Here is a 24091-nt window from a genome sequence, read left to right as displayed (position 1 = left end):
GGCGTAATCGGCGCCGCGAGGTTGTTCACCGCCAGCGCACAGCAACCGGAGCGTACTTATGTACGTGAGGATTGCGAGCACTGCCGGGGGACAAGATCGCAAGTAAGATAGCCTGCACCCAGTAAAAGATCGGAGAATATGCAAGATGGCTGGACACAGTAAATGGGCGAATACTAAGCACCGTAAAGCTGCTCAGGACGCTAAACGCGGTAAAATCTTCACCAAAATCATTCGCGAGCTGGTTACCGCTGCGAAGCTCGGTGGCGGCGATGCCGGTTCCAACCCGCGCCTGCGCGCAGCGATGGACAAAGCCCTGTCCAATAACATGACCCGCGATACCATGAACCGCGCAATTGCACGCGGCGTGGGCGGCGAAGATGATTCCAACATGGAAACCATCATCTATGAAGGTTACGGTCCGGGCGGCTCTGCTGTGATGATCGAGTGCCTGAGCGACAACCGCAACCGTACCGTTGGCGAAGTGCGTCATGCCTTCACCAAAACCGGCGGTAACCTCGGAACTGACGGTTCAGTTTCTTACCTGTTTAGCAAGAAGGGTGTTATCTCCTTCGCGCCAGGCCAGGACGAAGATGCGGTAATGGAAGCGGCGCTGGAAGCCGGTGCCGAAGACGTCGTCGCCTATGATGATGGCGCAATTGACGTGTTCACCGCGTGGGAAGAGCTGGGTGCGGTGCGTGATGCGCTGGAAGCTGGCGGCTTGAAAGCGGACACCGCTGAAGTCTCAATGATCCCTTCAACCAAAGCCGAAATGGATGCCGAAACTGCGCCGAAACTGCTGCGCCTGATCGACATGCTGGAAGACTGCGATGATGTGCAGGAAGTGTACCATAACGGTGAAATCTCTGATGAGATCGCAGAAACGCTGTAATGGCGTTGCTTAAAACCCCACTTACCGGAGACGCGCTGTGGCGATAATTCTCGGGATCGATCCCGGCTCGCGCGTCACCGGTTACGGTGTTATCCGCCAAACCGGCCGCCAGCTCACCTATCTGGGCAGCGGCTGTATCCGCACCAGCGTCACCGATTTGCCGTCGCGCCTCAAACTGATTTACGCCGGCGTCTGCGAAATCATCACGCAGTTTTCACCTGATTACTTCGCCATTGAGCAGGTGTTTATGGCGAAGAATGCTGACTCAGCGCTCAAGCTGGGCCAGGCGCGCGGTGCGGCGATTGTGGCTGCGGTGAATCACGATTTGCCGGTATTTGAATATGCAGCGCGGCAGGTGAAGCAAACGGTAACCGGCACCGGTGGTGCAGAGAAAAGTCAGGTACAGCACATGGTGCGGACCTTGCTGAAACTGCCGGCGAACCCGCAAGCTGACGCCGCCGATGCGCTGGCGATTGCCATCACCCACTGCCATATGAGTCAAAATGCCGGACGTATAAGTGACACAAAACTTGTGATGACGCGCGGTCGAATGCGATCGGGTTAGCGGAAACGAAACGCTATACGAGGCTGGATATTCATCCAGCTTTTTTTATGCTATAAACGCAGGCTTACTTACAGATTAAGGAATCGCTCAGGTGATTGGTCGTTTACGAGGCAACATTCTGGAAAAACAGCCGCCGCTGGTGTTAATTGAAGCGCACGGCGTCGGTTATGAAGTGCACATGCCAATGACCTGCTTTTACGAGCTGCCGGAAATTAATCAGGAAGCGATCATCTTTACCCAGTTCGTGGTGCGTGAAGATGCGCAGCTGCTGTTCGGTTTCAATAACAAGCAGGAGCGCACGCTGTTCCGCGAGCTGGTGAAAGTGAATGGCGTGGGGCCAAAGCTGGCGCTAGCGATCTTGTCGGGCATGTCAGCGCAGCAGTTTGTTACTGCGGTTGAGCGACAAGAGATTGCGTCTTTGATTAAACTGCCAGGCGTAGGCAAAAAAACCGCCGAGCGCTTGATCGTGGAAATGAAAGACCGCTTCATTGGTATGCACGGCGATCTGTTTGGTGGTGACTCAACCTTTACATTGACGACGCCATCAGCCGCGCAGGATAACAACGATGCTGAAGCAGAAGCCGTATCGGCACTGGTTGCCCTCGGTTATAAACCACAGGAAGCCAGCCGCATGATCAGCAAAGTGGGAAAACCGGACGCGGATTGCGAAACCCTGATTCGCGAAGCGCTGCGCGCAGCTATTTGAGGTAAAGCATGATTGAAGCCGATCGCCTGGTCTCGGGCAGTTCCTTTAACGAAGAAGAAACGCTCGATCGTGCCATTCGACCTAAGCTGCTGACGGAATATGTAGGTCAGCCGCAGGTGCGCGAGCAAATGGAGATTTTCATCCAGGCTGCGAAACTGCGCGGCGACGCACTCGATCACCTGCTGATCTTTGGTCCGCCGGGATTGGGTAAAACCACCCTGGCCAACATCGTAGCCAATGAAATGGGTGTTAATCTGCGCACGACGTCGGGGCCGGTGCTGGAGAAAGCGGGCGATCTCGCAGCGATGTTGACCAACCTCGAACCGCATGACGTGCTGTTCATCGATGAAATCCATCGCCTTTCACCGGTAGTGGAAGAGGTGCTGTATCCGGCAATGGAAGATTATCAGCTGGATATTATGATTGGTGAGGGTCCGGCGGCGCGTTCCATTAAGCTCGACCTGCCACCGTTTACCCTGATTGGCGCCACCACACGTGCGGGTTCATTAACTTCGCCGTTGCGCGATCGCTTTGGCATCGTCCAGCGTCTTGAATTCTATAATGTCCCTGATTTACAGCACATCGTTGGGCGAAGCGCAGCCTGTCTTGGCTTGGCGTTGAGCGAAGAGGGCGCGTTAGAAATCGCGCGTCGTGCGCGCGGTACGCCACGCATCGCCAACCGGTTGCTGCGTCGGGTACGGGACTTTGCGGAAGTGCGCGCCAACGGTAATTTGAGCGGCGAAGTATCGGCTAGCGCGCTGGATATGCTTAACGTCGACAGTCAGGGGTTTGATTATATGGACCGCAAACTGCTGCTGGCGATCATCGACAAATTCTCGGGTGGTCCGGTTGGGTTAGATAATCTGGCTGCGGCGATTGGCGAGGAGCGGGAAACGATCGAGGATGTGATTGAACCCTTCCTGATTCAACAGGGATTCATTCAGCGCACGCCGCGTGGCCGTATGGCAACGCAGCATGCCTATAAACATTTTGGTATCAGTCGCGAAGAGTAAACCGGCGTTAAGCCGCCGGTTTTTTTGCCATGCTGATAATGAACAGCACTGCGGCACATAATACAACTGAAGGACCGGCTGGCGTATCGTAAGTGGCGGAGAAGGTTAGCCCGCCGGTTACCGCAACAATACCGACAATCACGGCAAAACCCGCCATCTGCTCTGGCGAGCGCGAGAAACGACGCGCCGTCGCCGCCGGGATAATCAGCAGCGATGTAATGATCAACGCGCCGACAAATTTCATTGCCACACCGATGGTTAAAGCGGTCACCAGCATCAGCATCAAACGCGTACGCTGAATGTTCACGCCATCCACCTGTGCCAGCTCAGGGCTGATGGTCATCGACAGCAGAGCGTTCCACTGCCACGCCATCACGGCTAACACAATCGCTACGCCTCCGCCCATCATCCACAGGTCATCTGGCGTGACCGCCAGCAGGTCACCAAACAGATACGCCATCAGATCGACACGCACACCTTGCATCAGGCTCACCACCACTAAACCCAGCGACAGCGCACTGTGCGCCATAATGCCGAGCAGCGTGTCGATAGCGAGATGTGGGCGACGCTCCAGCCATACCAATCCCAGTGCCAGACAGACGGTAACCAGAATCACTGCATAGTAAGGATTAACATTGAGCAGTAAACCAAACGCAACACCCAACAGCGATGCATGGGCAAGGGTGTCACCAAAGTAGGACATGCGGCGCCAAACCACAAACGAGCCAAGCGGACCGGCGGCCAGCGCCAGCAAGACGCCACCCAGCCAGCCAGGTAATAACAGTTCAATCATGACGGGCCATTTCCTTTGCGCAGAACAATGCGTCCCTGTAAATCGTGACGGTGATTATGATGATGACGATAGATTGCCAGCTGCTGCGCACCGCGCGGCCCAAACATGGCGATAAATTCAGGATGCTGCGAAACGGCTTCGGGTGTCCCGGAACAGCAGATGTGATGATTAAGACACAGCACTTCATCGGTTTTCGCCATCACCAAATGTAAATCATGCGAGACCATTAGCACGCCACAGTTTAGCTCGCGACGCAGCTGATCGATCAAATCATACAGCGCAACCTGGCCGTTCACGTCAACACCCTGGGTTGGCTCATCCAGCACCAGCAGTTGAGGATCATTCAGCAGCGCTCGCGCCAGTAAAACACGCTGGGTTTCCCCGCCAGAGAGTTTTTGCAGCGGCGCATTAAGCAGATGTCCACCCTGTACGCGTTTTAACGCGGGCAAAATCGCATCACGTCGGGTACCGCGCGAAAGACGCATGAAACGCTCAACGGTGATTGGCAATGTGGGATCAATGTGCAGTTTCTGCGGCACGTAGCCGATGCGCAAATCAGCAGCGCGCTTGACGGTGCCGCCGGTTGGTTTAAGCAGCCCGAGCACCGTGCGAACCAACGTCGATTTGCCAGCGCCATTCGGGCCCAGCAGAGTGAGAATTTTCCCGCGTTCGAGCGTAAGGCTAATGCCTGCTAGCACCGGGCGCTGGGAGAACTTCACTGAAATGTTTTCAAGAGTAACAAGTGGCAGCATGATATTTACGGGTTGCATAGAATTTCGAATGTTATAATATCACATTCCATCACCTGGTCACGATGGAATGTCGTATTATGTTACACAATAAAAAACGTCTTATTTTCACCCTCACTGCTGCGGCAATCGCTACCTCAGCCGCACTGCCTGCGCACTCAGCGGTGGTGGCTTCAATTAAACCCATCGGATTTATCGCAGCCGCAATCGCCGATGGCATTACACCGGTTGAAGTGTTGCTGCCTGACGGTGCTTCTGAACATGATTATGCTCTGCGTCCTTCCGATGTAAAACGTATAAAAAACGCAGACTTAGTGGTGTGGACCGGCCCGGAAATGGAAGCCTTCCTGACCAAGTCAGCGGCAGAATTACCTGCCAATAAAAACCTCGAGATCGCCGCTTTGCCGGAAGTAAAACCGTTATTGATTAGCGGCGATGATGATGATGAGGAACATGAGCACGATCACGATCATGACCTTGCCTCAGAAAAGTCTGAGCAACAAGACCTGTCTCATGCTCACCACCACCATGGGCAATTTAATATGCATCTGTGGATGTCCCCTGAGATCGCAAGGCAATCTGCGGTTGCAATCCATGGGAAATTATTGGAACTTATGCCGCAAAGCAAAGCCAAACTTGACGCTAACCTGCAGCAGTTTGAGGCAGAATTAGCCAACGCGGATACACACATTGGCGCGCAACTTGCGCCTGTGCGGAATAAGGGTTATTTCGTTTTTCACGATGCGTATAGCTACTTTGAAAAACATTACGGTTTGTCACCATTAGGGCATTTTACCGTCAATCCTGAAATCCAACCGGGCGCCCAGCGTTTACATCAAATACGAACACAGTTGGTTGAGCAGAAAGCCGTATGCGTTTTTGCTGAACCACAATTCAGGCCGGCCGTCATCGATGCCGTGTCTCGTGGAACTGAGGTGCGTAAAGGCACGCTCGATCCATTGGGCATGGGGATCAGCTTAACAAAAGATAGCTACGTGAAATTCCTTTCACAGCTGTCGAGCCAGTATGCGAGCTGCCTGAATGGAGCATGAGGAATAAGTAAAAGTGCAGCAGATAGCCCGCTCTGTCGCCCTCGCATTTAATAATTTGCCGCGCCCCCACCGCGTTATGCTGGGTTCATTAACCGTAGTGACTTTGGCCGTCGCCGTTTGGCGGCCATACGTTTATCATCCCCATGATGTTGCACCCATCGTGAAAACTATCGCGCTGGATAAAGACGAACTGCGGACCTTGCTGCCCGAAGCCAGCGAGCCGATTGACCAAACCACCGAAGAGCCGGAAGAAGATATTCCTGCCGACGACATTGATAAAGACGTCCCGGACAATTCAAACGTCCATGATTACACCGTCTCTTCAGGCGATACGCTGAGCAGTGCGCTGAATCAGTACGGTATTGAGCTGGGCGATATCAATGCGCTGGTTAGCAGTGATAAAGACCTGCGCAATATGCGCGTCGGCCAGCAACTTAGCTGGACGCTGGACGCGGATGGCCAACTGCAAACCTTCAGCTGGGAAATCGATCGCCGTGAAACCCGTACTTATCAGCGCGCCGATAACGGTAGCTTTACGATGCAGCAGGCGCTGCAAAAGGGTGAATGGCAGAACAACGTGCTGAAAGGCGAAGTGCGAGGCAGTTTTGCTGCCAGTGCTCAGCGGGCGGGATTGACCAGCGCAGAAACCAGTAACGTCATCAAAGCAATGCAGTGGCAGATGGATTTCCGCAAGCTGCGCGCAGGCGATGATTTTAGCGTACTGATGTCGCGCGAAATGCTCGATGGCAAAAGTGCACAAAGCCAACTGCTTGGCGTACGTCTGCGCACCGGGGGCAAAGATTACTACGCCTTCCGCGCGGAAGATGGCAAGTTCTACGACCGTAACGCATCTGGCCTGGCACGTGGTTTCATGCGTTTCCCAACGGTTAAGCAGTATCGCGTCTCCTCTAACTTCAATCCTCGCCGTCTTAATCCGGTGACTGGGCGTATCGCACCGCATAAAGGTGTCGATTTCGCCCTGCCTATCGGCACGCCGGTATTGGCGGTGGGTGATGGGGAAGTGGTGATGGCGAAGAACGGCGGCGCGGCGGGCAATTACGTGGCCATTCGCCACGGCCGTCAGTATATGACGCGTTACATGCATTTGAGCAAGGCGCTGGTGAAGCCTGGACAAAAAGTGAAACGAGGCGATCGCATTGCGCTCTCGGGTAACACTGGACGCTCTACTGGCCCACATCTGCACTATGAAGTGTGGATCAATAACCAGGCTGTCAATCCATTAACGGCGAAACTACCACGCATGGAAGGGCTGACCGGCAAAGATCGCAGCACTTATATGGCGCAAGTGAAAACCTGGCTGCCGCAATTAACGCTGAAATAGCGCACATTTTCGCGTAACACCGGAAAAACCGACGGATTCTTCGTCGGTTTTTTGCTATCTGGCGCATGAAGATTGCAAAATAAACCATCGTCACTATTATTGACCGGTCATTGTCAGAGGCGAGTGCATGGAAACCCGAAAGAAAAATAACAGTGAGTTTATTCCCGTTTTTCAACGTTCTTTTTTGAAGCCGAAATACTGGGGCAGTTGGTTGGCGGTTGGCGCGCTGGCTGGCATGGCGTTGCTTCCCGCCAAAGTGCGCGATCCTATTCTGGGTGGATTGGGCAAGTTCGCTGGCAAGCTGGCGAAAAGTGCGCGTCGTCGTGCGCTGATCAATCTCTATTATTGCCTGCCAGAATTGAGTGAGGCGCAGCGCGAAGAGATTGCTGATCGTATGTTTGCTACTGCACCGCAGGCGATGGCAATGATGGCGGAGCTCGGCTTACGCAATCCTGCACACGTGCGAAAGCGTGTTGAGTGGCACGGCAAGGAAATCATTGAGCAGCTGCAGACGAATAAAGAAAATGTCATTTTCCTGGTGCCGCACGGTTGGGCGGTTGATATCCCGGCCATGCTGTTGGCGTCTGAAGGCCAGATGATGGCGGCGATGTTCCACAATCAGAGCGATCCGTTAATGGATTATCTGTGGAATACCGTGCGTCGCCGTTTCGGCGGGCGTATGCATGCGCGTAACGATGGCATCAAACCGTTTATCGCTTCGGTGCGTCAGGGCTACTACGGCTATTATCTGCCCGATCAGGATCATGGCGCAGAGCACAGTGAGTTTGTGGATTTCTTTGCCACTTACAAAGCCACGCTACCGGCCGTGGGTCGTCTGATGAAAGTGTGTCGCGCCCGCGTGGTACCGCTTTTTCCGGTATATAACAGCGAAACGCACCGGCTGGAAATCTATGTGCGTCCGCCAATGGACGATTTGCTGGAAGCGGATGACAACACGCTGGCTCGTCGCATGAATGAAGAAGTTGAAGTATTTGTGCGTCCGCATCCTGAGCAGTACACCTGGATTTTGAAGCTGCTAAAGACGCGCAAAGAAGGGGATATCGAACCTTATGCGCGCAAAGAACTTTATCCGCGCAAGAAATAATTCGTTGAGTCGCCATTGATGGCGACCAGGTGCGCATCAATGCGCACCTTCCAACATGCCAGGCTCTAATCTGTCAATCACGCTGCTTTTACATGACTGCGACGTTTCCGTTCACGCAGGAAGAGCGTCACCAGACCAAACCACAATACGCCAGCCGCAAAGTTGATGCCGCTAAACCACGGCGTACCGCCGCTGAAATAGCCACTTTTTGCCAGCTCAATACCTACGGCTAAGGTCAGAATACTGATCATGCCGAGCATTGCCGCGACGCTGCCTTTGCCTTCGTCACTGGAGTAGAGCGTTAAGCGATAAAGTCCAGCGTTCACCATGCCTGCGCCAAATGCGTACAAGCTCAAACCTGCTGTCAGCAGCAGATAGGTGTGGCTATTAAGCAAATTCGCCAACAGCGCAATACTCAACCCAATCAGGATTGGCCATGCGGCAAATTTTACCGGCTGCTCAATCGGAACGCGGCCCGCCAATTTGCCCAACGTGATATTCCCGGCAATCATTGCTAAAAATACCGGCAGCTGCAGTAGAGCATATTGCATCCGCGACAGCCCTTCATCGTGCATCAGAATCACCGGCGACAGGGCTACCCATGTAAGGATGGGAATAAACACTAAACCAATCGCAAATGATCCATACATGACCTGGCGATCGCGCGCTAAACGCGCATAGCCACGTGCCAGCGTGGGCAAGGCGATGGAGTGGCTGCGATCGCCAGCGGTTTCTGGCATTACGCGCCAAAGCAGGGCAAAAGCGATGACGCTGCAGATGGCAAACAGCCAGAACATGCTGCGCCACTCGCCAACCGTGAGCCACGCGGCGCCGGCCAAGGGTCCAGCTAACGGCGCCAGCAGCGCAACGTTGGCCATCAGCGCCATCATGCGCACTGCCAGTGCTTCAGCAAAGGCTTCCTGCACTGCCGCATAGCTGACTGCGCCAATGAAACACAGGCTGATGCCCTGAATGAACCGCAGCGCGACAAACTCTTCAATGCTGCTGACCCAGGTGGTGAGAATACAAGCGGCAGCAAAGAACAGAATGCCAAACAGCAATACGGGGCGACGGCCATATTTATCGGAAAGCGGGCCAAGCAGCCACTGCAATACAACGCCGCCCATCAAATAAGCGGTCAGCGATGTTGATACCCATTCAGGACCCACGCCGAATTCTGAGGTCACCAGCAACATGCCGGGCTGAATCATGTCGTGCGCGATATAGGTCGCAAATTCGAATAACACCAATGCGAGCGGAAACAGCAGTACGCGCCCGGTAAGTTGGGTAATAGGTTGATAGCGGGCCATCTGGCCTCCTTGTCAAAAAAATAAAAACGCGACTGCCAGGCAGTCGCGTTTGTCCATGTTGTTACAGCCGCTGTCGGTAGTGCGTATTAATCTACGCGCAGCACACGGCTGGTATTGGTGGTACCGGTGGTCGCCATCACGTCGCCCTGGGTGACAATCACCAGGTCGCCTGACACGAGGAAACCTTTGTCGCGCAACAGATTCACTGCATCGTGCGCGGCGGCAACACCGTCATTATTACTGTCGAAAAATACTGGCGTAACGCCACGATAGAGCGCCGTGAGATTCAGCGTACGTTCGTGACGTGACATGGCGAAGATCGGCAAACCAGAGGTGATACGTGACGTCATCAGCGCAGTACGGCCTGATTCAGTCATGGTGATGATGGCTGAAACCCCTTGCAGATGGTTGGCAGCATACATCGCAGACATCGCAATGGCTTCCTCAACGTTATCGAATTGCACCTCAAGGCGGTGCTTGGAGACGTTAACGCTAGGGATTTTTTCTGCGCCGAGGCACACCTTAGCCATTGCGGATACGGTCTCTGCCGGATATTGGCCCGCCGCGGTTTCGGCCGAGAGCATAACGGCATCGGTACCATCGAGCACGGCATTCGCCACGTCCATCACTTCCGCACGCGTTGGCATCGGATTGGTGATCATTGATTCCATCATCTGCGTAGCGGTGATGATGGTGCGGTTTAGCTGACGTGCGCGACGAATCAGCGCCTTCTGAATACCGACCAGTTCCGGATCGCCAATCTCAACACCCAGATCACCACGCGCCACCATTACCACATCTGATGCCAGAATGATGTCATCCATCGCTTCCTGTGAAGCAACGGCTTCTGCACGTTCAACTTTCGCCACGAGCTTAGCGTCGCAACCGGCATCGCGCGCCAGGCGGCGAGCATAGTTCATATCTTCGCCGTTACGCGGGAAAGAAACAGCGAGATAATCCACGCCGATTTTGGCGGCGGTGATGATATCCACTTTGTCTTTCTCTGTCAGCGCGTCAGCAGATAAGCCACCACCCAGTTTGTTGATACCTTTGTTGTTGGAAAGCGGGCCGCCGACGGTTACTTCGGTGAACACTTTGGCACCCTGGACTTCCAGCACTTTCAACTGTACGCGACCGTCGTCCAGCAGCAGAATATCGCCTGGCACCACATCGTCTGGCAGGCCTTTATAGTCAATACCGACTTTCTCTTTATCGCCTTCGCCTTTGCTCAAATCGGCATCCAGCAGGAAGCGATCGCCAACATTAAGGAAAACTTTGCCTTCTTTGAAGGTTGATACGCGAATTTTCGGCCCCTGCAGGTCGCCAAGAATCGCCACGTGGCGACCTAATTTCGCGGCAATCTCACGCACCTTGTTGGCGCGCTGCTGATGATCTTCTGGTGTGCCGTGGGAGAAGTTGAGTCGTACAACGTTAGCACCTGCCGCGATGATTTTTTCGAGGTTATTGTCGCGATCGGTGGCTGGACCGAGGGTTGTAACGATCTTGGTTCTTCTGAGACGTCTGGACATGAAGGACTCCGTTAGCAAAGTAGCGTGTCGCTCTCAAGTGACACGTAGTGTTCATCTATTCTATATGATTGATGGGCTGTGATTCGACTCACATTGTGAATGTGATGTTAATTATTTTCCTGCGGCTGTTTCTCCAGGCGCGAATCTTTTAGCGCTTCTTTCACCCGTTTCAGATTCTCACGGAAAGAGGCGCCGCGCTCAAGGGTAAACCCTGTCGCCAGTACATCAACCACGGTTAATTGCGCCAGGCGGGAAACCATCGGCAGGTAGATATCGGTATCTTCCGGTACATCCAGCGTCAATGCCAGCGTCGCTTCTGCTGCCAGCGGTGAACCCGGAGAAGTGATAGCCAGCACAGTGGAAGCGTTTACACGCGCCAGGCGAGCCAGTTCTATCATATTTTTGGTGCGGCCAGTATGTGAGATGAGAACAAATACATCATTTGGTCCACTATTTATGCAACTCATGCGCTGGATCACAATATCCTCTGACCAGATGACCGGCAGATTAAAACGCAGAAATTTGTTGGTGGCATCGTGTGCGACCACGGCGGAGGCGCCCAGACCGAAAAAGGCAATTTTATGCGCTTTTGTAAGGGCCAAAACTGCCTGATGAATCACCTCTACATCGAGCTGCTGACGCACGCGACTCAAACCGGCTAGTGCAGAATCAAAAATCTTATGGCTAAAGCTTTCGACGCTGTCATTTTCTTCCACATCACGGCTGACCCAGGTTGGGCCTTTTGCCAGACTCTGCGCGAGCTGCAACTTGAAATCAGGAAAGCCGCGTGTGCCCATGCGATGACAAAAGCGATTCACCGTGGGTTCGCTGACGTCAGCGGCACGTGCAAGCGTGGCGATGCTGGAGTGCATCGCCTGTTGAGGAGCAGCAAGAATCTGTTCTGCTACTTTACGTTCCGATTTGCTCAGCGCCGCTAATTGCGCCTGAATCTGTTCCAGCATGGTTTAACCTAATGACCGTCAATCACTTTTCCGCGTTCACCGATGGATGAAATCGCTGCCAATTCTCAAGAATATACCGTGTAATAGAGGCACGCACGCAGCGAAGGACAAATGTAAGCGCGAATTTTTTGCGATACTTTGATCGCTGACGTGTTTTGCCGCGACAAACATCGAAACAGAAAAAGTGCTCAAATGGCACGCTACAACACACTTAACACCTTTAATTCGTTCACAGTTAACGCCAGCAAAGGCTGCGTTCGGGTTGTCCTGAACCGGCGAAAAACGTACATTGTGCTGTAAGAAAATTACAATAAGGACCTGGCGTGATGAGAACGCTCAAGCCGGGTATATCCTGCAACGAGGAGAGGAAAATGGCGGTTACACAAACAGCCCAGGCATGCGATCTGGTGATTTTCGGTGCCAAAGGCGATCTTGCTCGCCGTAAACTGTTGCCATCACTGTATCAGCTGGAAAAAGCCGGTCAGATTCATGAAACCACTCGCATTATTGGCGTAGGCCGCGCGGATTGGGACAAGGATGCGTACACCAAAGTGGTTCGTGAAGCGCTGGAAACCTTCATGAAAGAGAAAATCGACGAAGCGCTGTGGGACACACTCAGCAGCCGTCTCGATTTTTGTAACCTCGACGTTAATGACACCTCGCATTTCACCAAACTGGGCAAAATGCTTGACCAGAAAAATCGTGTCACCATCAACTATTTCGCCATGCCGCCAAGCACCTTCGGCGCAATTTGTGACGGTTTGGGCGCCGCGAAGCTGAACGCCAAACCGGCACGCGTGGTGATGGAAAAGCCGCTTGGCACCTCACTGGAAACCTCGCAAGAGATCAATGACAGCGTCGGCAAATACTTTGAAGAGAGCCAGGTCTTCCGTATTGACCACTATCTCGGTAAAGAGACGGTGCTTAATCTGCTGGCGCTGCGTTTCGCTAACTCGATTTTTGTTAACAACTGGGACAATCGCACTATCGATCATGTGCAGATTACCGTGGCAGAAGAAGTGGGCATTGAAGGCCGCTGGGGTTATTTCGACAAAGCCGGCCAGATGCGCGACATGATCCAGAACCACCTGTTGCAGATCCTGACGATGATCGCCATGTCGCCGCCGTCGGATCTCAGCGCGGATGCCATCCGTGATGAGAAAGTGAAAGTGCTGCGTTCCCTGCGTCGTATTGATCAGACTAACGTGCGCGAGAAAACCGTGCGTGGCCAATACACCGCGGGCTTTGTGCAGGGTAAAAAAGTGCCGGGCTACCTGGAAGAAGAGGGCGCCAATAAGCAGAGCGCCACGGAAAGCTTTGTCGCCATCCGCGTCGATATCGATAACTGGCGTTGGGCTGGCGTGCCGTTCTATCTGCGTACCGGCAAGCGTTTGCCGACCAAATGTTCTGAAGTGGTGGTCTACTTCAAGAACCCAGAGATGAACCTGTTCAAAGACTCTTATGCCGAACTGCCACAGAACAAATTAACCATTCGTCTGCAGCCGGACGAAGGTGTGGATATCGAAATCCTGAATAAAGTGCCGGGACTCGATCACAAACATAAGCTGCAAACCACCAAGCTGGATCTGAGCTATTCAGAAACTTTCAACCAGTCGCATCTGGCCGATGCTTACGAGCGTCTGCTGCTGGAAACCATGCGCGGCATTCAGGCGCTGTTTGTGCGTCGTGACGAAGTAGAGGCCGCCTGGGGCTGGGTGGATTCCATCATTGATGCCTGGAACGCCGATGCCGAAGCGCCGAAGCCGTATCAGGCTGGCACCTGGGGGCCGGTGGCTTCTGTCGCAATGATTACGCGCGATGGCCGTTCCTGGAACGAGTTCGAATAATCACGCGTTGCTAAGCCCGCCGAATGTGCGGGCTTTTTTTTGCCGAAAATTCCTTTATCTGAAAAGTGAACCCGGGTTTCAAAAAAAATTGATATCCGATAGACGCCGCTCCAGCCAATCTTGTATGGTAGGTCCCAATTATTGACAGCGTGGCTGCGCGCCGGGCTGATGCAACTAAGGAAACGTGATGAAGAACTGGAAAACAAGTGCAGAACAGATCCTGAAAACTGGCCCGGTTGTGCCGGTCATTGTGGTGAACAAACTGGAACATGCGGTGCCGATGGCGAAAGCGCTGGTTGCGGGCGGTGTGCGCGTGCTGGAAGTGACGCTGCGTACGCCGGTAGCAATGGATGCACTGCGCGCCATGATTAAAGAAGTGCCGGAAGCGATTGTTGGGGCAGGCACGGTGATTAATACACAGCAGTTGAAAGAAGTCACAGATGCCGGTGCACAATTTGTTATCAGCCCAGGATTAACAGAGTCCCTACTGAAAGCGGCAGTTGAAGGCCCGGTACCTTTGATTCCGGGGATCAGTACGGTATCTGAACTGATGACCGGTATGGATTATGGTCTGCGCGAGTTCAAATTTTTCCCGGCTGAAGCCAACGGCGGCGTAAAAGCGCTGTCGGCGATTGGTGGACCCTTCCCACAGGTGCGTTTCTGCCCGACGGGCGGCATCTCTCCGGCAAATTATCGTGAATACCTGGCCCTGAAAAGCGTGCTGTGCATTGGGGGTTCATGGCTGGTACCCAATGATGCGTTGGAAACCGGCGACTGGGATCGCATTACGCGTCTGGCGCGTGAAGCGGTTGAAGGGGCACGCGCGTAACGGGTTTGTAGGGTCCCATAAATGGCGTAGTGCCCATCAGTTGAGCATGAATCGCTCACCATGAATGGTGACTCTACGTGGATATAGCCGGGTTTTCGTAGGGTGCGCATTTATGCGCACCTGCACAAAGAGGCCTTTTTTTGCTTAAGAGAGCGGCATTACGCCATTCATGGCGACCTCTTGAACTCACTTACCCTTCAACTTTCACCGCAGCTGCACTGGCTACAGCACGCGCAATCGCCTCATCGGTGGTTTCACCGGTTGCTAACGCAACGCCCAAACGACGCTGACCTGCAATTTCCGGCTTACCAAACAGACGCAGCTGCAAGCCTGCACCCAGCGCGGCTTCGATATTGACGAACTGCACGTTGTGGCTGTTGAGCTCTGGCAAGATCACCGCCGAAGCGGCTGGGCCATATTGACGAATACCGCCAATCGGCAAGCCAAGGAAGGCGCGGACATGCAGTGCGAACTCCGACAGATCTTGTGAAATCAGCGTCACCATGCCGGTGTCATGCGGACGCGGTGATACTTCACTGAACACCACTTCATCACCACACACAAACAGCTCTACGCCAAACAGACCATAGCCACCGAGCGCTTTCACCACATTAGCAGCAATATCCTGCGCGCGTTGAAGCGCCAGCTCGCTCATCTGCTGCGGCTGCCAGGATTCACGGTAATCGCCATCTTCCTGGCGGTGACCAATCGGGGCGCAGAAATGGATGCCGTCAACCGCGCTAATGGTAAGCAGGGTGATTTCAAAATCAAACTTCACCACACCTTCAACGATTACGCGACCGGCACCGGCACGTCCGCCTTGCTGCGCATAATCCCAGGCTTTGTCCAGCTGACTGGCTTCACGGATGAAACTCTGGCCTTTACCGGAGGAGCTCATCACCGGTTTTACGATGCACGGGAATCCAATCGCGTGGGCGGCGGCGACAAAGTTCTCTTTACTGTCGGCAAACTGATACGACGAGGTTGGCAGAGACAGCTCTTCCGCTGCCAAACGGCGAATACCTTCGCGATTCATGGTCAGGCGTGCGGCGCGGGCCGTCGGCACCACTTTCTGGCCCTGCGCTTCCAGTTCCAGCAATTTTTCGGTAGCGATCGCCTCAATTTCAGGCACCACAAAATGCGGCTTTTCCTGGGCGATTAACGCGGCAAGCGCCTCGCCATCCAGCATATTGATCACGTGGCTACGATGCGCAACGTGCATGGCGGGCGCATCGGCATAACGATCCACTGCGATCACTTCTACACCGAGACGTTGGCACTCCAGCGCCACCTCTTTGCCTAATTCACCTGAACCTAACAGCATGACACGCGTGGCGGCAGGGCGCAGCGCGGTTCCGAGAGTTGTCATAATTTCACCTTAGCAGTCAAAATGCGCGCGCAGTATAAACGAAAACGTTTGCGTACTCACGCTTTCGCCATCATCAGGTTTGCCATACTTTTCCCGCTCTGACGTTATCTGACACAAGCTGCGGCAGCATGGAGAGCGAAAACTTAAACAGGAGTTAAACGATGAGCAATTGGCTGCAGCAAATTCAATCGGTGTTGGCGAAAAAGGGTGGAGACGGAAAATCCGGCGGCTTAAGCGATATGCTGGCACCCGGCGCTTTGGGCGGATTGGCGGGATTGCTGGTCGGCAGCAAATCGACGCGCAAGCTACTGACTAAATATGGTGGCAAAGCGTTACTGGTGGGCGGCGGCGCGGCGGCCGGGGCTCTGCTGTGGAACAAATATAAGCAGCGCGTGCGTGAAACGCATCAGGACGACGCGGGATTTGGCCAGCTACAAACGCCAATGGATCAGCGTGCAGAGCGCTTAGTGACGGCGCTGGTCTTCGCGGCGAAGAGTGATGGGCACATCGACGATCGTGAACGTGCGGCGATTGAGCAGAACATTCATCAAGCGGGGTATGGCGCACAGGCTGAGGCGCTGATTCAGCAGGCGATGAATCGTCCACTCGATCCCAATTGGTTGGCGGCAGATGTGAAAAATGAAGAAGAAGCGCTGGAACTCTATTTCCTTAGCTGTGCGGCAATAGATGTTGACCACTTTATGGAGCGCAGCTATCTCTCCGCGCTGGGCGATGCGTTAAAAATCCCTCAGGATGTCCGCGATGGCATTCAACGCGATATTGAGGCTGAAAAAGCGGCATAATTCTGCGCGAAGGCTGCATGCGCGGCTTTCGCTTCTTCCTGGGTGGCAAAATCTGCAAGCAGCTTGGCATCGTGCGTGATTAGTGCCACGCTTGCTGGATATTGTCCTTCAGGGAGAAGAGTTTTATGAAGCAGCCATACGCGAAAAAAATCCCTCACGTAATGAATCTGCATGGCGACACGCGTACCGATAATTATCATTGGTTGCGCGATGACGAACGCGAAAATCCGGACGTGCTGGCTCACCTGCATGCTGAAAATGATTATGGACGGGCGATGATGGCGTCGCAGAGTCCATTACAAGATCGGGTATTGAAAGAGATCGTTGATCGCATTCCGCCGCAGGATCACTCAGTACCCTATGTGAAAAATGGTTATCGCTATCAAAGCCGTTATGAAGTCGGCAACGAATATCCGGCCTATTTCCGTCAGCCGATTGAGGCGCCCGCTGATGAGCCGTGGCAGCTGCTGCTTGATGGCAACCAGCGTGCCGCCCACAGCGATTTCTACACCATGGGCGCGCTGGCCATCACGCCGGACAATCAAGTGATGGCATTGGCAGAAGATTTCCTTTCACGTCGCCAATACGGCATTCGTTTCCGCAATCTTGCCAGCGGTAGCTGGTATCCGGAAGTGCTGAACAACGCGTCATCCAGCGTTGCCTGGGCCAATGATTCCCGCACGCTTTATTACGTGCGCAAACATCCTAAAACGCTGCTGGCCTATCAGGTATGGCGCCACGAGCTAGGACACCCGCAGTCTGACGATCAGCTGGTGTATGAGGAGAAGGACGATACCTTCCATCTCAGCGTGCACAAAACCACCTCGGAACATTTCATCCTGATTGCTCTGTACAGCACCACAACCAGTGAGATTCTGCTGATCGACGCGGAATATCCAGATGCGCAGCCGCAGACGTTCTGTCCGCGTCGACGCGACCACGAATACAGCATCGATCACTACAACCACCAGTTTTATATCCGTTCAAATCGCGACGGCAAAAACTTCGGTCTCTATCGCAGCGCCTGGCTGGCGGAAGCACGCTGGCAATCGTTAATTCCCGCGCGGGACCACGTGGTGTTGGAAGATTTCCAGTTATTCCGCCATTGGCTGGTCGTGGAAGAGCGGCAGCACGGCGTTAACACCTTGCGCCAGATCAACTGGGAAAGCGGGGAGAGCTTTGGGATCGCTTTTGACGATCCAGCCTATGTTACCTGGCTTGCCTATAACCCTTCCCCGGAAAGTGACACGCTGCGCTACGGCTATTCCTCGATGACGATGCCGACCACACTTTTTGAGCTCAATATGGAAACGGGCGATCGCCGCGTGCTGAAGAGGACGCCGGTGCCGGGCTTCAAATCTGAGGATTATAAAAGCGAACATTTGTGGATTACGGTACGCGATGGTACGGAAGTTCCGGTTTCACTGGTCTATCACCGTAAACATTTTCAGCGTGGCAACAATCCGCTGCTGGTTTACGGTTACGGTGCCTATGGCAGCAGTATGGATGCCAGTTTTGGCACCAGCCGTATTAGCCTGCTGGAGCGCGGCTTCGTTTACGCCATCATTCATGTGCGCGGCGGCGGTGAACTCGGTCAACAGTGGTATGACGGCGGCCGGCTGAAGAACAAGCTGAACAGCTTCACCGATTTCATTGATGTTACCGAAGCGCTGGTGGCGAAAGGCTATGGTAATCCACAGCGACTCTATGCGATGGGCGGCAGCGCGGGTGGATTATTGATGGGCGGGGTGGTGAACATGGCACCCGATCTGTTCCATGGCGTGGTGGCGCAGGTGCCGTTTGTGGATGTGGTCACCACAATGCTTGATCCTTCGATTCCCCTCACCACCGGTGAATACGACGAGTGGGGCAATCCCGAGCAGGCAGAATTTTACCATTACATCCTTCAATACAGCCCGTATGACAATATTGAGGCTAAAGCCTATCCGCATCTGCTGGTTACCACCGGCCTGCACGATTCGCAGGTACAGTATTGGGAACCCGCCAAGTGGGTAGCGAAGATGCGTGAGCTTAAAACCAATGACTCACTGCTGCTGCTGTGTACCGAGATGGATTCGGGTCACGGCGGGAAATCGGGCCGTTTCAAAGCTTATGAAGGTGTGGCGCAGGAGTTTACTTTCCTGATTGGCCTGGCACAGGGTAGCTTGCCAGACCGCGCCGATTACTGATCGCTTTTCACGTACTTGCGCAGCGCCTGCCGTAATGGTGGGCGCAAATCGCGTACATTTTCCAGCACCCAGCGCAGATAGCCCGGATCTTTGCGCGCGATGCTGCCGATACTCTGCCCGCGATATTTTCCGAACGGGAACACATCACCACTTACGGCTGCCGGCTGGCACAAGTTCGCCATCTGCTCGGCATTCCAGCCAGACGTTTCCATAATGCGGATCAGTAGCGCGGCGGTAACATAGCAATCATACAACGCGCGGTGCGCATGCAGATCTGCGGGTGGCGTCACGTCAAGCTTCAGGCTATGACGCAGCGCCTGATTACCGTATTTTATCCCCGGCCACAGCTGACGTGCCAGCGTCATGGTGCAGATCCATTCGCCTGGCATGGTTGGCAGCATGCGGCGATCAAAACTGGCATTGTGCGCCACGTAATGTGCAGCGCCGTGATAGCGGCCAATCGCTTCTTCAATGGTAGGCTTGCCAACCACCATCGCTTCAGTGATGCGATGCACCGCCATGGCCTGGCGCCCGATCGGGCGATCCGGACAGATCAAATCACTCATTGGATTAACGATTTGGCCGTTAATGACATCAACCGATGCCACTTCAACCACGCCACCCTGTAAGCCACAGGTTTCGGTATCAATAACACGTAACATAGATTACTTCTGCTTAGGTTCGTAGGGCAGGCGTGACAAGCTGAGCGAGGCCTGGCGATAGTGCATTAGACGTTGACGAAACCATTCACGCAGCGCTTCGGGTTGCTCGCGCTCCACCATTTCGGCAACCACCGGCATATTGTAGCGCTCTTTAAATGCGACGCCTGCGGCAGCCAGATCGACATTCACTTTATCTTTCTCTTCCTGCGAGAGCAGGGCAAGGTTTTGGCTCATGTATTTCTCCTGATAAACAGGGGCAAAAGTAATGGTTTCGCCGCGCTGGATCAAGGAGATTGGATCGCACCGCAAGTCTCGACACCTGCAGATCGGCGGCGTATCCTGCTGCCACGTTTGCGGTGTGTTGCCGCACTTAAAAGGGAAGAAGTGATGAAGAAAACCGCGTTAAGCCGTGTTATGGCGCTGTTGCTGGCGTCATCAACGCTCACCATTAGTCAGTTTGCGCTGGCTCATGCTCATCTTAAAACCCCGGTCCCGGCGGATAAAGCCGTGGTTAATAGCTCCCCACAGAATCTGACGCTGACCTTTACCGAAGATGTTGAAGTGGCCTTTAGCGGCGTGGAAGTGCTTAACGCGCAGCATCAGCCGGTTGCAGTGGAAAAAGCCAAACTCAATGATAAGCAGCATGATCAGCTGATTGTACCGATCGCCCAACCGCTGCCGTCAGGTAGCTATCAGGTTAACTGGCATGTGCTGTCTGTCGATGGCCATAAAACCAAAGGCAGCTATAGCTTCAGCGTGAAGTAATTGATGAGTTTGACCACGCTGTGGATAAGCTTGCGGGCGCTGCATTTTATGGCGCTCTTGTTGCTTGCCGGCAGCGCGTTTTATACCGCTCTGCTGGCACCGCTACGCTATCGCTCTTTGCTGGCGCAGCATTTAGGGTTGATATTAGCGAGCAGTGCGGTACTGAGTTTGCTTAGCAGCGTGCTGATGCTGGCGACGCAAACCGGCTTAATGAGCGGCGATTGGCGTAACATCAGCGATCCTGACACATGGCAAGCAGTGCTACAAACGCGCTTTGGCGTGATTTGGCGTTGGGAAATTGGCTTCGCACTGCTCAGCGCACTGTCATTACTGCTTAGAGGCACGCTTCGCCAGAAGATGCTATTGCTCAGTAGCCTATTGCAGCTTATCGCTTTAGCCGGTGTGGGCCATGCGGCAATGCGCGATAGTTGGGCTGGGGTGCTACAGCAGGCTAACCACGCGCTGCATCTGATTGCCGCCGCATTCTGGGCTGGGGGTTTAGTGCCTTTGTTACTGCTGATGCGAGACGCTCGGCACACTGCATTTCGCCGCGATGCAATCCGCTGCATGATGCGTTTTTCGCGCTACGGGCACCTTGCGGTGGCGCTGGCGCTGCTCACCGGCATTATGAATAGTTTGTTGATTGCAGGTTCACCGCTGAATTGGCAAGCCACGCTATGGAGCGAGCTATTGGTGGCGAAAGTCTTGCTGGTGATGCTGATGGTTTTGATCGCGCTGGTTAACCGTTATCTTTTGGTTCCGCGTTTTCGCCTCGCAACCAGTGATGCATCACCGCTGTTTATCCGCCTGACGCAGCTTGAACTGCTGCTGGCAATGGGCGTTATCGGGTTAGTGAGCGTGTTCGCCACGCTGTCACCGGCCTGAATGTGTAATTAAAGAAGATGAAACGAGGTTGATATTTTGCTGAAGAAATTGATTCCAGCTGGCGTATTGATGGCGCTGTGTGGCCAGGCGATGGCTGCACAGATTATTACCGTCAGCCGCTTTGAGATTGGTAAAGATAAATGGCCGTTTACCCGCGAAGAAGTGATGCTCACGTGTGAAAAAGATGGTGCACTATTCGCTATTAACCCCAGCACGCTGTTGCAGTATCCGCTTAACGATATTGCCTATGCGCGCAAAACTGCTGGACAAGGTACGCTGCAATCCATTGATACCATTGTTGCTGACGATAAAGCGCACCCGGGGCAGAAAATGAGCCTGCAGCCGATTGTCGATCGTGCTCAGCAGCTGTGCGGTAAGTAATCCTTTCTTTATCAGGCGTAGCGCACAGTTTTGTCGCTGCGCTTGTTCTCCCGTTCTGTCAGCACGATCACAGAGTTGACAGCTTTCCTTACCAATCGTGACGATTGGCTGGAAATTAATCACTCGTGGTCTACCTTTAAATGGCAAGGCGTCCTCGCCTGCAAAAATGCCAACTTTTAGCGCACGGCTCTCAAAGAGCCATTTCCCTGGACCGAATATAGGAATCGTATTCGGTCTTTTTTTGTGCATTTGATTTATAACGATAAAAACAAAATGTCCGTATATCTGATATCCGGTCTAAACCCTCACGTAACCTAGGCCACGTGAGGGTTTCCACACTCACTTCTTCGCTAATTTTTTATTTCATCTCCCCACAAGATCCGACAGATGATCAGCGCTTATGGTTTTGACTTTTGTTAACCATTTGCCTGATGCGCTAGGCTTACCTTCAAACAGCCTTCTACACTTAAATCTCAGAGCAACATAAGGAGGAGATATGTCTGACCGACCGATTGAAGCTGATGAGCTTGACGATGATTCTAAGGCTAAACAAGATGAGCACGACAAGGACGACGAGAGCTTAGCCCCTGAGTCAGGAGATAAGCAGCCTGACTGACAATAAAACCCACCTATCGGTGGGTTTTATCACTTGAAGGTACCGTCAATCCACGCAGACTAAGCCGTAACCGGTATCCGTTTTAGTAAACTTATTTAATATCGTGGATAGCTAGCGGGCTCAATGAACGAATATTTTGCTAGATGTATTCGCCTGTTGAGCGGGGAAGCATTTGAATTCATTTTTCCGCACAAAATTTGCATGCAAAACGTAGCCGCTTTTTTGCTCTAAGCAAAAATATAAAATATTTCCGCTTGCTTGTGCTGAGGATACATGCGTTAATGCTTCGTCGGTCTGAATAGCAGACAGTTAGAAGGTTAGTTCCCATTGTATTTCTCATCCCAGTTAGTGCCGCTTCAAGCCCTTTCTCTTGAGTCTTATCCTAAGTTCTGATTCGTATCTGCAACTCGGCCCTTAACGCCAATAGGCTCATTTAAAAGGTAAAAATTATGTCTAATAAAATTCTTGGAACGGTAAAATGGTTCAACTCTGAAAAAGGCTTCGGCTTTATTTCTCCTGAAAATGGCAGCAAGGACGTTTTCGTCCACTTCTCAGCCATCCAGGGTACTGATTATCGCTCACTTGATGAAGGTCAGCGTGTTGAGTTTTCAGTTGAAGATGGTCCAAAAGGCCCGTCAGCAACAAACGTATTAGGTCTGTAATTATTCGCATTTATCATCGTTTAAGATGTCCGCATTGCCAGGGTTCACAATATCGCACCTCAGCGTTCGATATTACTAAAATGAATCCCCATGGTGCTAAATGCATTTTCTGCAAATCATCAATGATTGTGTTGAAAGCTGCATAATAACGGATATTCTCCCCTGACTTTTAGTAGGGGTTATCAGGCGATTGCCTGATACCAGCATCACTAGCACTGCTTATGCAGTGCTTTTTTTATGTAAAAAATCCCCGTTTATGAACCAATCCCCGCGTCGTCTTTGGCATGATTGCGCACTGTTTAGCCTGACCATTACGGTTAGCAGCGAAAGTTGGATGCTAGCGCATGGTCACACAATTATCGACATTAGTGATATTGGCAGCATGAACAGTGCGGGCAAATAGCTGCAGTCAACATGTCTGAAAAATGGTATAACGTTGGCGCATCCGTTTTATGGTCGGCTAATAAGGATCTTTCATGGCAAACACACAATATCTTCTCTGGGTAATGATTGGCACATTAACTTTGCTTTGCATCTTTATTGGTGTCGTTGTTGGTCGGGCAAAAACGCCGCGTATCGGCGTAATGACATTCTCAGGTTTATTAGCCTTCTTCCTGCTGGCTATTTTATTTATCACCCGTTAACGCGGTAGCCGCTATTTGCCACACTTAGCGTGTGGCAATTGACCTCAGTTATGAAGTGGAAGGGTGCAGAGTGGCGCGGTGTTGCGCAATAAGTTGGTCTGCCAGATAACGGTCAGATTCATGCTGCGATATATAATATTCATACGGATCCTTTACACCTAAACTTTCGATATAATCAAGGTGCGCTTGTTTTATTTCCCGATTAATATATTGAACAACTTCCAGTCCTAACTCATCGGCGTAAACAGGGGCTTTACTTTTTATCGTGTGGATCAAATCCGCGTTATTTTGCATAAAGGCTTCCAGGTCGATCTTATAATAGTCTTTCATTGGCTCACTCCTTAAGAAATTACCGTCCCGAAAGTCTAGCAAAGGCCATAAAAATGATGTGGCTGAAGATGCCTGTTAGTGCATCTAACAAAAC

General features: G+C 52.8%; 26 protein-coding genes. 17 read left to right on the top strand and 9 right to left on the bottom strand.

Features of this window, described 5'->3' with window-relative positions; translation table 11 throughout:
* The first annotated feature begins 145 nt into the window (after positions 1-145).
* The 4 genes from ACIP6T_RS06830 (at position 146) to ruvB (ending at position 3173) form a co-directional block, all read left to right on the top strand.
* Positions 146-889, top strand: a complete 744-nt coding sequence (locus tag ACIP6T_RS06830) for a YebC/PmpR family DNA-binding transcriptional regulator (protein ID WP_097097070.1) — start codon at positions 146-148, stop codon at positions 887-889.
* A 37-nt stretch (positions 890-926) separates the two neighbouring features.
* The gene (gene ruvC, locus ACIP6T_RS06825) at positions 927-1454 is read left to right on the top strand and encodes a crossover junction endodeoxyribonuclease RuvC (protein ID WP_345829477.1); all 528 of its coding nucleotides are present in this window, start codon (positions 927-929) and stop codon (positions 1452-1454) included.
* Positions 1455-1545: 91 nt separating this feature from the next.
* Entirely contained in the window at positions 1546-2160 is a 615-nt protein-coding gene (ruvA, locus tag ACIP6T_RS06820; protein WP_007889559.1) for a Holliday junction branch migration protein RuvA, read from the top strand.
* Between the two features lie 8 nt (positions 2161-2168).
* Entirely contained in the window at positions 2169-3173 is a 1005-nt protein-coding gene (ruvB, locus tag ACIP6T_RS06815) for a Holliday junction branch migration DNA helicase RuvB (protein ID WP_007889560.1), read from the top strand.
* Positions 3174-3180: 7 nt separating this feature from the next.
* On the opposite strand, the gene znuB is transcribed toward ruvB, so the two are convergent.
* Together znuB and znuC are read right to left on the bottom strand one after the other, a co-directional pair.
* Complete coding sequence (znuB, locus tag ACIP6T_RS06810) at positions 3181-3966, bottom strand: zinc ABC transporter permease subunit ZnuB (protein ID WP_097097072.1); 786 nt, start codon at positions 3964-3966, stop codon at positions 3181-3183.
* The gene (gene znuC, locus ACIP6T_RS06805) at positions 3963-4718 is read right to left on the bottom strand and encodes a zinc ABC transporter ATP-binding protein ZnuC (RefSeq protein ID WP_345829482.1); all 756 of its coding nucleotides are present in this window, start codon (positions 4716-4718) and stop codon (positions 3963-3965) included. The genes znuB and znuC overlap by 4 nt, the downstream gene beginning before the upstream one ends.
* A 77-nt stretch (positions 4719-4795) precedes the next feature.
* Between znuC and znuA the strand changes: the two genes are divergently transcribed.
* The 3 genes from znuA to lpxM all read left to right on the top strand — a co-directional run bounded on the left by znuA (position 4796) and on the right by lpxM (position 8214).
* Positions 4796-5767 (top strand): zinc ABC transporter substrate-binding protein ZnuA, encoded by a 972-nt coding sequence (gene znuA / locus ACIP6T_RS06800; protein ID WP_345829483.1) that lies wholly within the window; start codon positions 4796-4798, stop codon positions 5765-5767.
* 13 nt (positions 5768-5780) lie between these two features.
* Complete coding sequence (mepM, locus tag ACIP6T_RS06795) at positions 5781-7109, top strand: murein DD-endopeptidase MepM (protein ID WP_097097074.1); 1329 nt, start codon at positions 5781-5783, stop codon at positions 7107-7109.
* A gap of 127 nt (positions 7110-7236) precedes the next feature.
* Positions 7237-8214 (top strand): lauroyl-Kdo(2)-lipid IV(A) myristoyltransferase, encoded by a 978-nt coding sequence (gene lpxM / locus ACIP6T_RS06790; protein ID WP_345829485.1) that lies wholly within the window; start codon positions 7237-7239, stop codon positions 8212-8214.
* A 77-nt stretch (positions 8215-8291) separates the two neighbouring features.
* On the opposite strand, the gene ACIP6T_RS06785 is transcribed toward lpxM, so the two are convergent.
* From ACIP6T_RS06785 to ACIP6T_RS06775, 3 genes are all read right to left on the bottom strand, one after another.
* Entirely contained in the window at positions 8292-9524 is a 1233-nt protein-coding gene (locus ACIP6T_RS06785) for an MFS transporter (RefSeq protein ID WP_097097076.1), read from the bottom strand.
* 86 nt (positions 9525-9610) lie between these two features.
* Complete coding sequence (gene pyk, locus ACIP6T_RS06780; RefSeq protein ID WP_400456071.1) at positions 9611-11053, bottom strand: pyruvate kinase; 1443 nt, start codon at positions 11051-11053, stop codon at positions 9611-9613.
* A 107-nt stretch (positions 11054-11160) separates the two neighbouring features.
* The gene (locus ACIP6T_RS06775; RefSeq protein WP_097097078.1) at positions 11161-12015 is read right to left on the bottom strand and encodes a MurR/RpiR family transcriptional regulator; all 855 of its coding nucleotides are present in this window, start codon (positions 12013-12015) and stop codon (positions 11161-11163) included.
* A gap of 371 nt (positions 12016-12386) precedes the next feature.
* On the opposite strand from ACIP6T_RS06775, the gene zwf reads away from it, so the two are divergent.
* Together zwf and ACIP6T_RS06765 are read left to right on the top strand one after the other, a co-directional pair.
* Positions 12387-13862 (top strand): glucose-6-phosphate dehydrogenase, encoded by a 1476-nt coding sequence (gene zwf / locus ACIP6T_RS06770; RefSeq protein WP_097097079.1) that lies wholly within the window; start codon positions 12387-12389, stop codon positions 13860-13862.
* Between the two features lie 187 nt (positions 13863-14049).
* Positions 14050-14691, top strand: coding sequence for a bifunctional 4-hydroxy-2-oxoglutarate aldolase/2-dehydro-3-deoxy-phosphogluconate aldolase (locus tag ACIP6T_RS06765; RefSeq protein ID WP_400456068.1), 642 nt, complete (start codon positions 14050-14052; stop codon positions 14689-14691).
* Positions 14692-14881: 190 nt separating this feature from the next.
* Here the strand turns inward: ACIP6T_RS06765 and purT are convergent, their stop codons facing one another.
* Complete coding sequence (gene purT / locus ACIP6T_RS06760; protein ID WP_400456066.1) at positions 14882-16060, bottom strand: formate-dependent phosphoribosylglycinamide formyltransferase; 1179 nt, start codon at positions 16058-16060, stop codon at positions 14882-14884.
* 161 nt (positions 16061-16221) lie between these two features.
* Between purT and ACIP6T_RS06755 the strand changes: the two genes are divergently transcribed.
* Together ACIP6T_RS06755 and ACIP6T_RS06750 are read left to right on the top strand one after the other, a co-directional pair.
* Positions 16222-16863, top strand: coding sequence for a DUF533 domain-containing protein (locus tag ACIP6T_RS06755; RefSeq protein ID WP_345829491.1), 642 nt, complete (start codon positions 16222-16224; stop codon positions 16861-16863).
* Between the two features lie 125 nt (positions 16864-16988).
* The gene (locus tag ACIP6T_RS06750) at positions 16989-19052 is read left to right on the top strand and encodes a prolyl oligopeptidase family serine peptidase (RefSeq protein ID WP_400456064.1); all 2064 of its coding nucleotides are present in this window, start codon (positions 16989-16991) and stop codon (positions 19050-19052) included.
* Here the strand turns inward: ACIP6T_RS06750 and exoX are convergent.
* Complete coding sequence (exoX, locus tag ACIP6T_RS06745; protein WP_097097084.1) at positions 19046-19714, bottom strand: exodeoxyribonuclease X; 669 nt, start codon at positions 19712-19714, stop codon at positions 19046-19048. The genes ACIP6T_RS06750 and exoX overlap by 7 nt on opposite strands.
* A 3-nt stretch (positions 19715-19717) precedes the next feature.
* Positions 19718-19948 carry a DNA polymerase III subunit theta gene (locus ACIP6T_RS06740; RefSeq protein ID WP_400456062.1) on the bottom strand — a complete coding sequence of 77 codons (231 nt, stop codon included), beginning with the start codon at positions 19946-19948 and terminating at the stop codon, positions 19718-19720.
* Between the two features lie 153 nt (positions 19949-20101).
* Between ACIP6T_RS06740 and copC the strand changes: the two genes are divergently transcribed.
* The 6 genes from copC to ACIP6T_RS06710 all read left to right on the top strand — a co-directional run bounded on the left by copC (position 20102) and on the right by ACIP6T_RS06710 (position 23667).
* Positions 20102-20479 carry a copper homeostasis periplasmic binding protein CopC gene (gene copC / locus ACIP6T_RS06735; RefSeq protein WP_400456060.1) on the top strand — a complete coding sequence of 126 codons (378 nt, stop codon included), beginning with the start codon at positions 20102-20104 and terminating at the stop codon, positions 20477-20479.
* Between the two features lie 3 nt (positions 20480-20482).
* The gene (gene copD / locus ACIP6T_RS06730; protein ID WP_400456058.1) at positions 20483-21364 is read left to right on the top strand and encodes a copper homeostasis membrane protein CopD; all 882 of its coding nucleotides are present in this window, start codon (positions 20483-20485) and stop codon (positions 21362-21364) included.
* A 33-nt stretch (positions 21365-21397) separates the two neighbouring features.
* Positions 21398-21745 carry a DUF2511 domain-containing protein gene (locus ACIP6T_RS06725; RefSeq protein WP_176519220.1) on the top strand — a complete coding sequence of 116 codons (348 nt, stop codon included), beginning with the start codon at positions 21398-21400 and terminating at the stop codon, positions 21743-21745.
* A gap of 1065 nt (positions 21746-22810) precedes the next feature.
* Positions 22811-23023 carry a cold-shock protein gene (locus ACIP6T_RS06720; protein ID WP_007889586.1) on the top strand — a complete coding sequence of 71 codons (213 nt, stop codon included), beginning with the start codon at positions 22811-22813 and terminating at the stop codon, positions 23021-23023.
* A 2-nt stretch (positions 23024-23025) separates the two neighbouring features.
* On the top strand, positions 23026-23169 hold the full coding sequence (locus ACIP6T_RS06715; protein ID WP_097097704.1) for a cold-shock protein: 144 nt from the start codon (positions 23026-23028) through the stop codon (positions 23167-23169).
* A gap of 330 nt (positions 23170-23499) precedes the next feature.
* Positions 23500-23667 (top strand): hypothetical protein, encoded by a 168-nt coding sequence (locus tag ACIP6T_RS06710; protein ID WP_400456055.1) that lies wholly within the window; start codon positions 23500-23502, stop codon positions 23665-23667.
* A 48-nt stretch (positions 23668-23715) separates the two neighbouring features.
* On the opposite strand, the gene ACIP6T_RS06705 is transcribed toward ACIP6T_RS06710, so the two are convergent.
* On the bottom strand, positions 23716-23997 hold the full coding sequence (locus ACIP6T_RS06705) for a DUF6388 family protein (RefSeq protein WP_400456054.1): 282 nt from the start codon (positions 23995-23997) through the stop codon (positions 23716-23718).
* Positions 23998-24091: the final 94 nt, after the last annotated feature.

It is taken from the genome of Pantoea sp. NPDC088449 (assembly GCF_044753225.1).
Lineage (GTDB): Bacteria > Pseudomonadota > Gammaproteobacteria > Enterobacterales > Enterobacteriaceae > Pantoea > Pantoea floridensis.
Note: the sequence above shows the minus strand (reverse complement) of the source record. Positions and strands in the feature narration are given on the sequence as shown.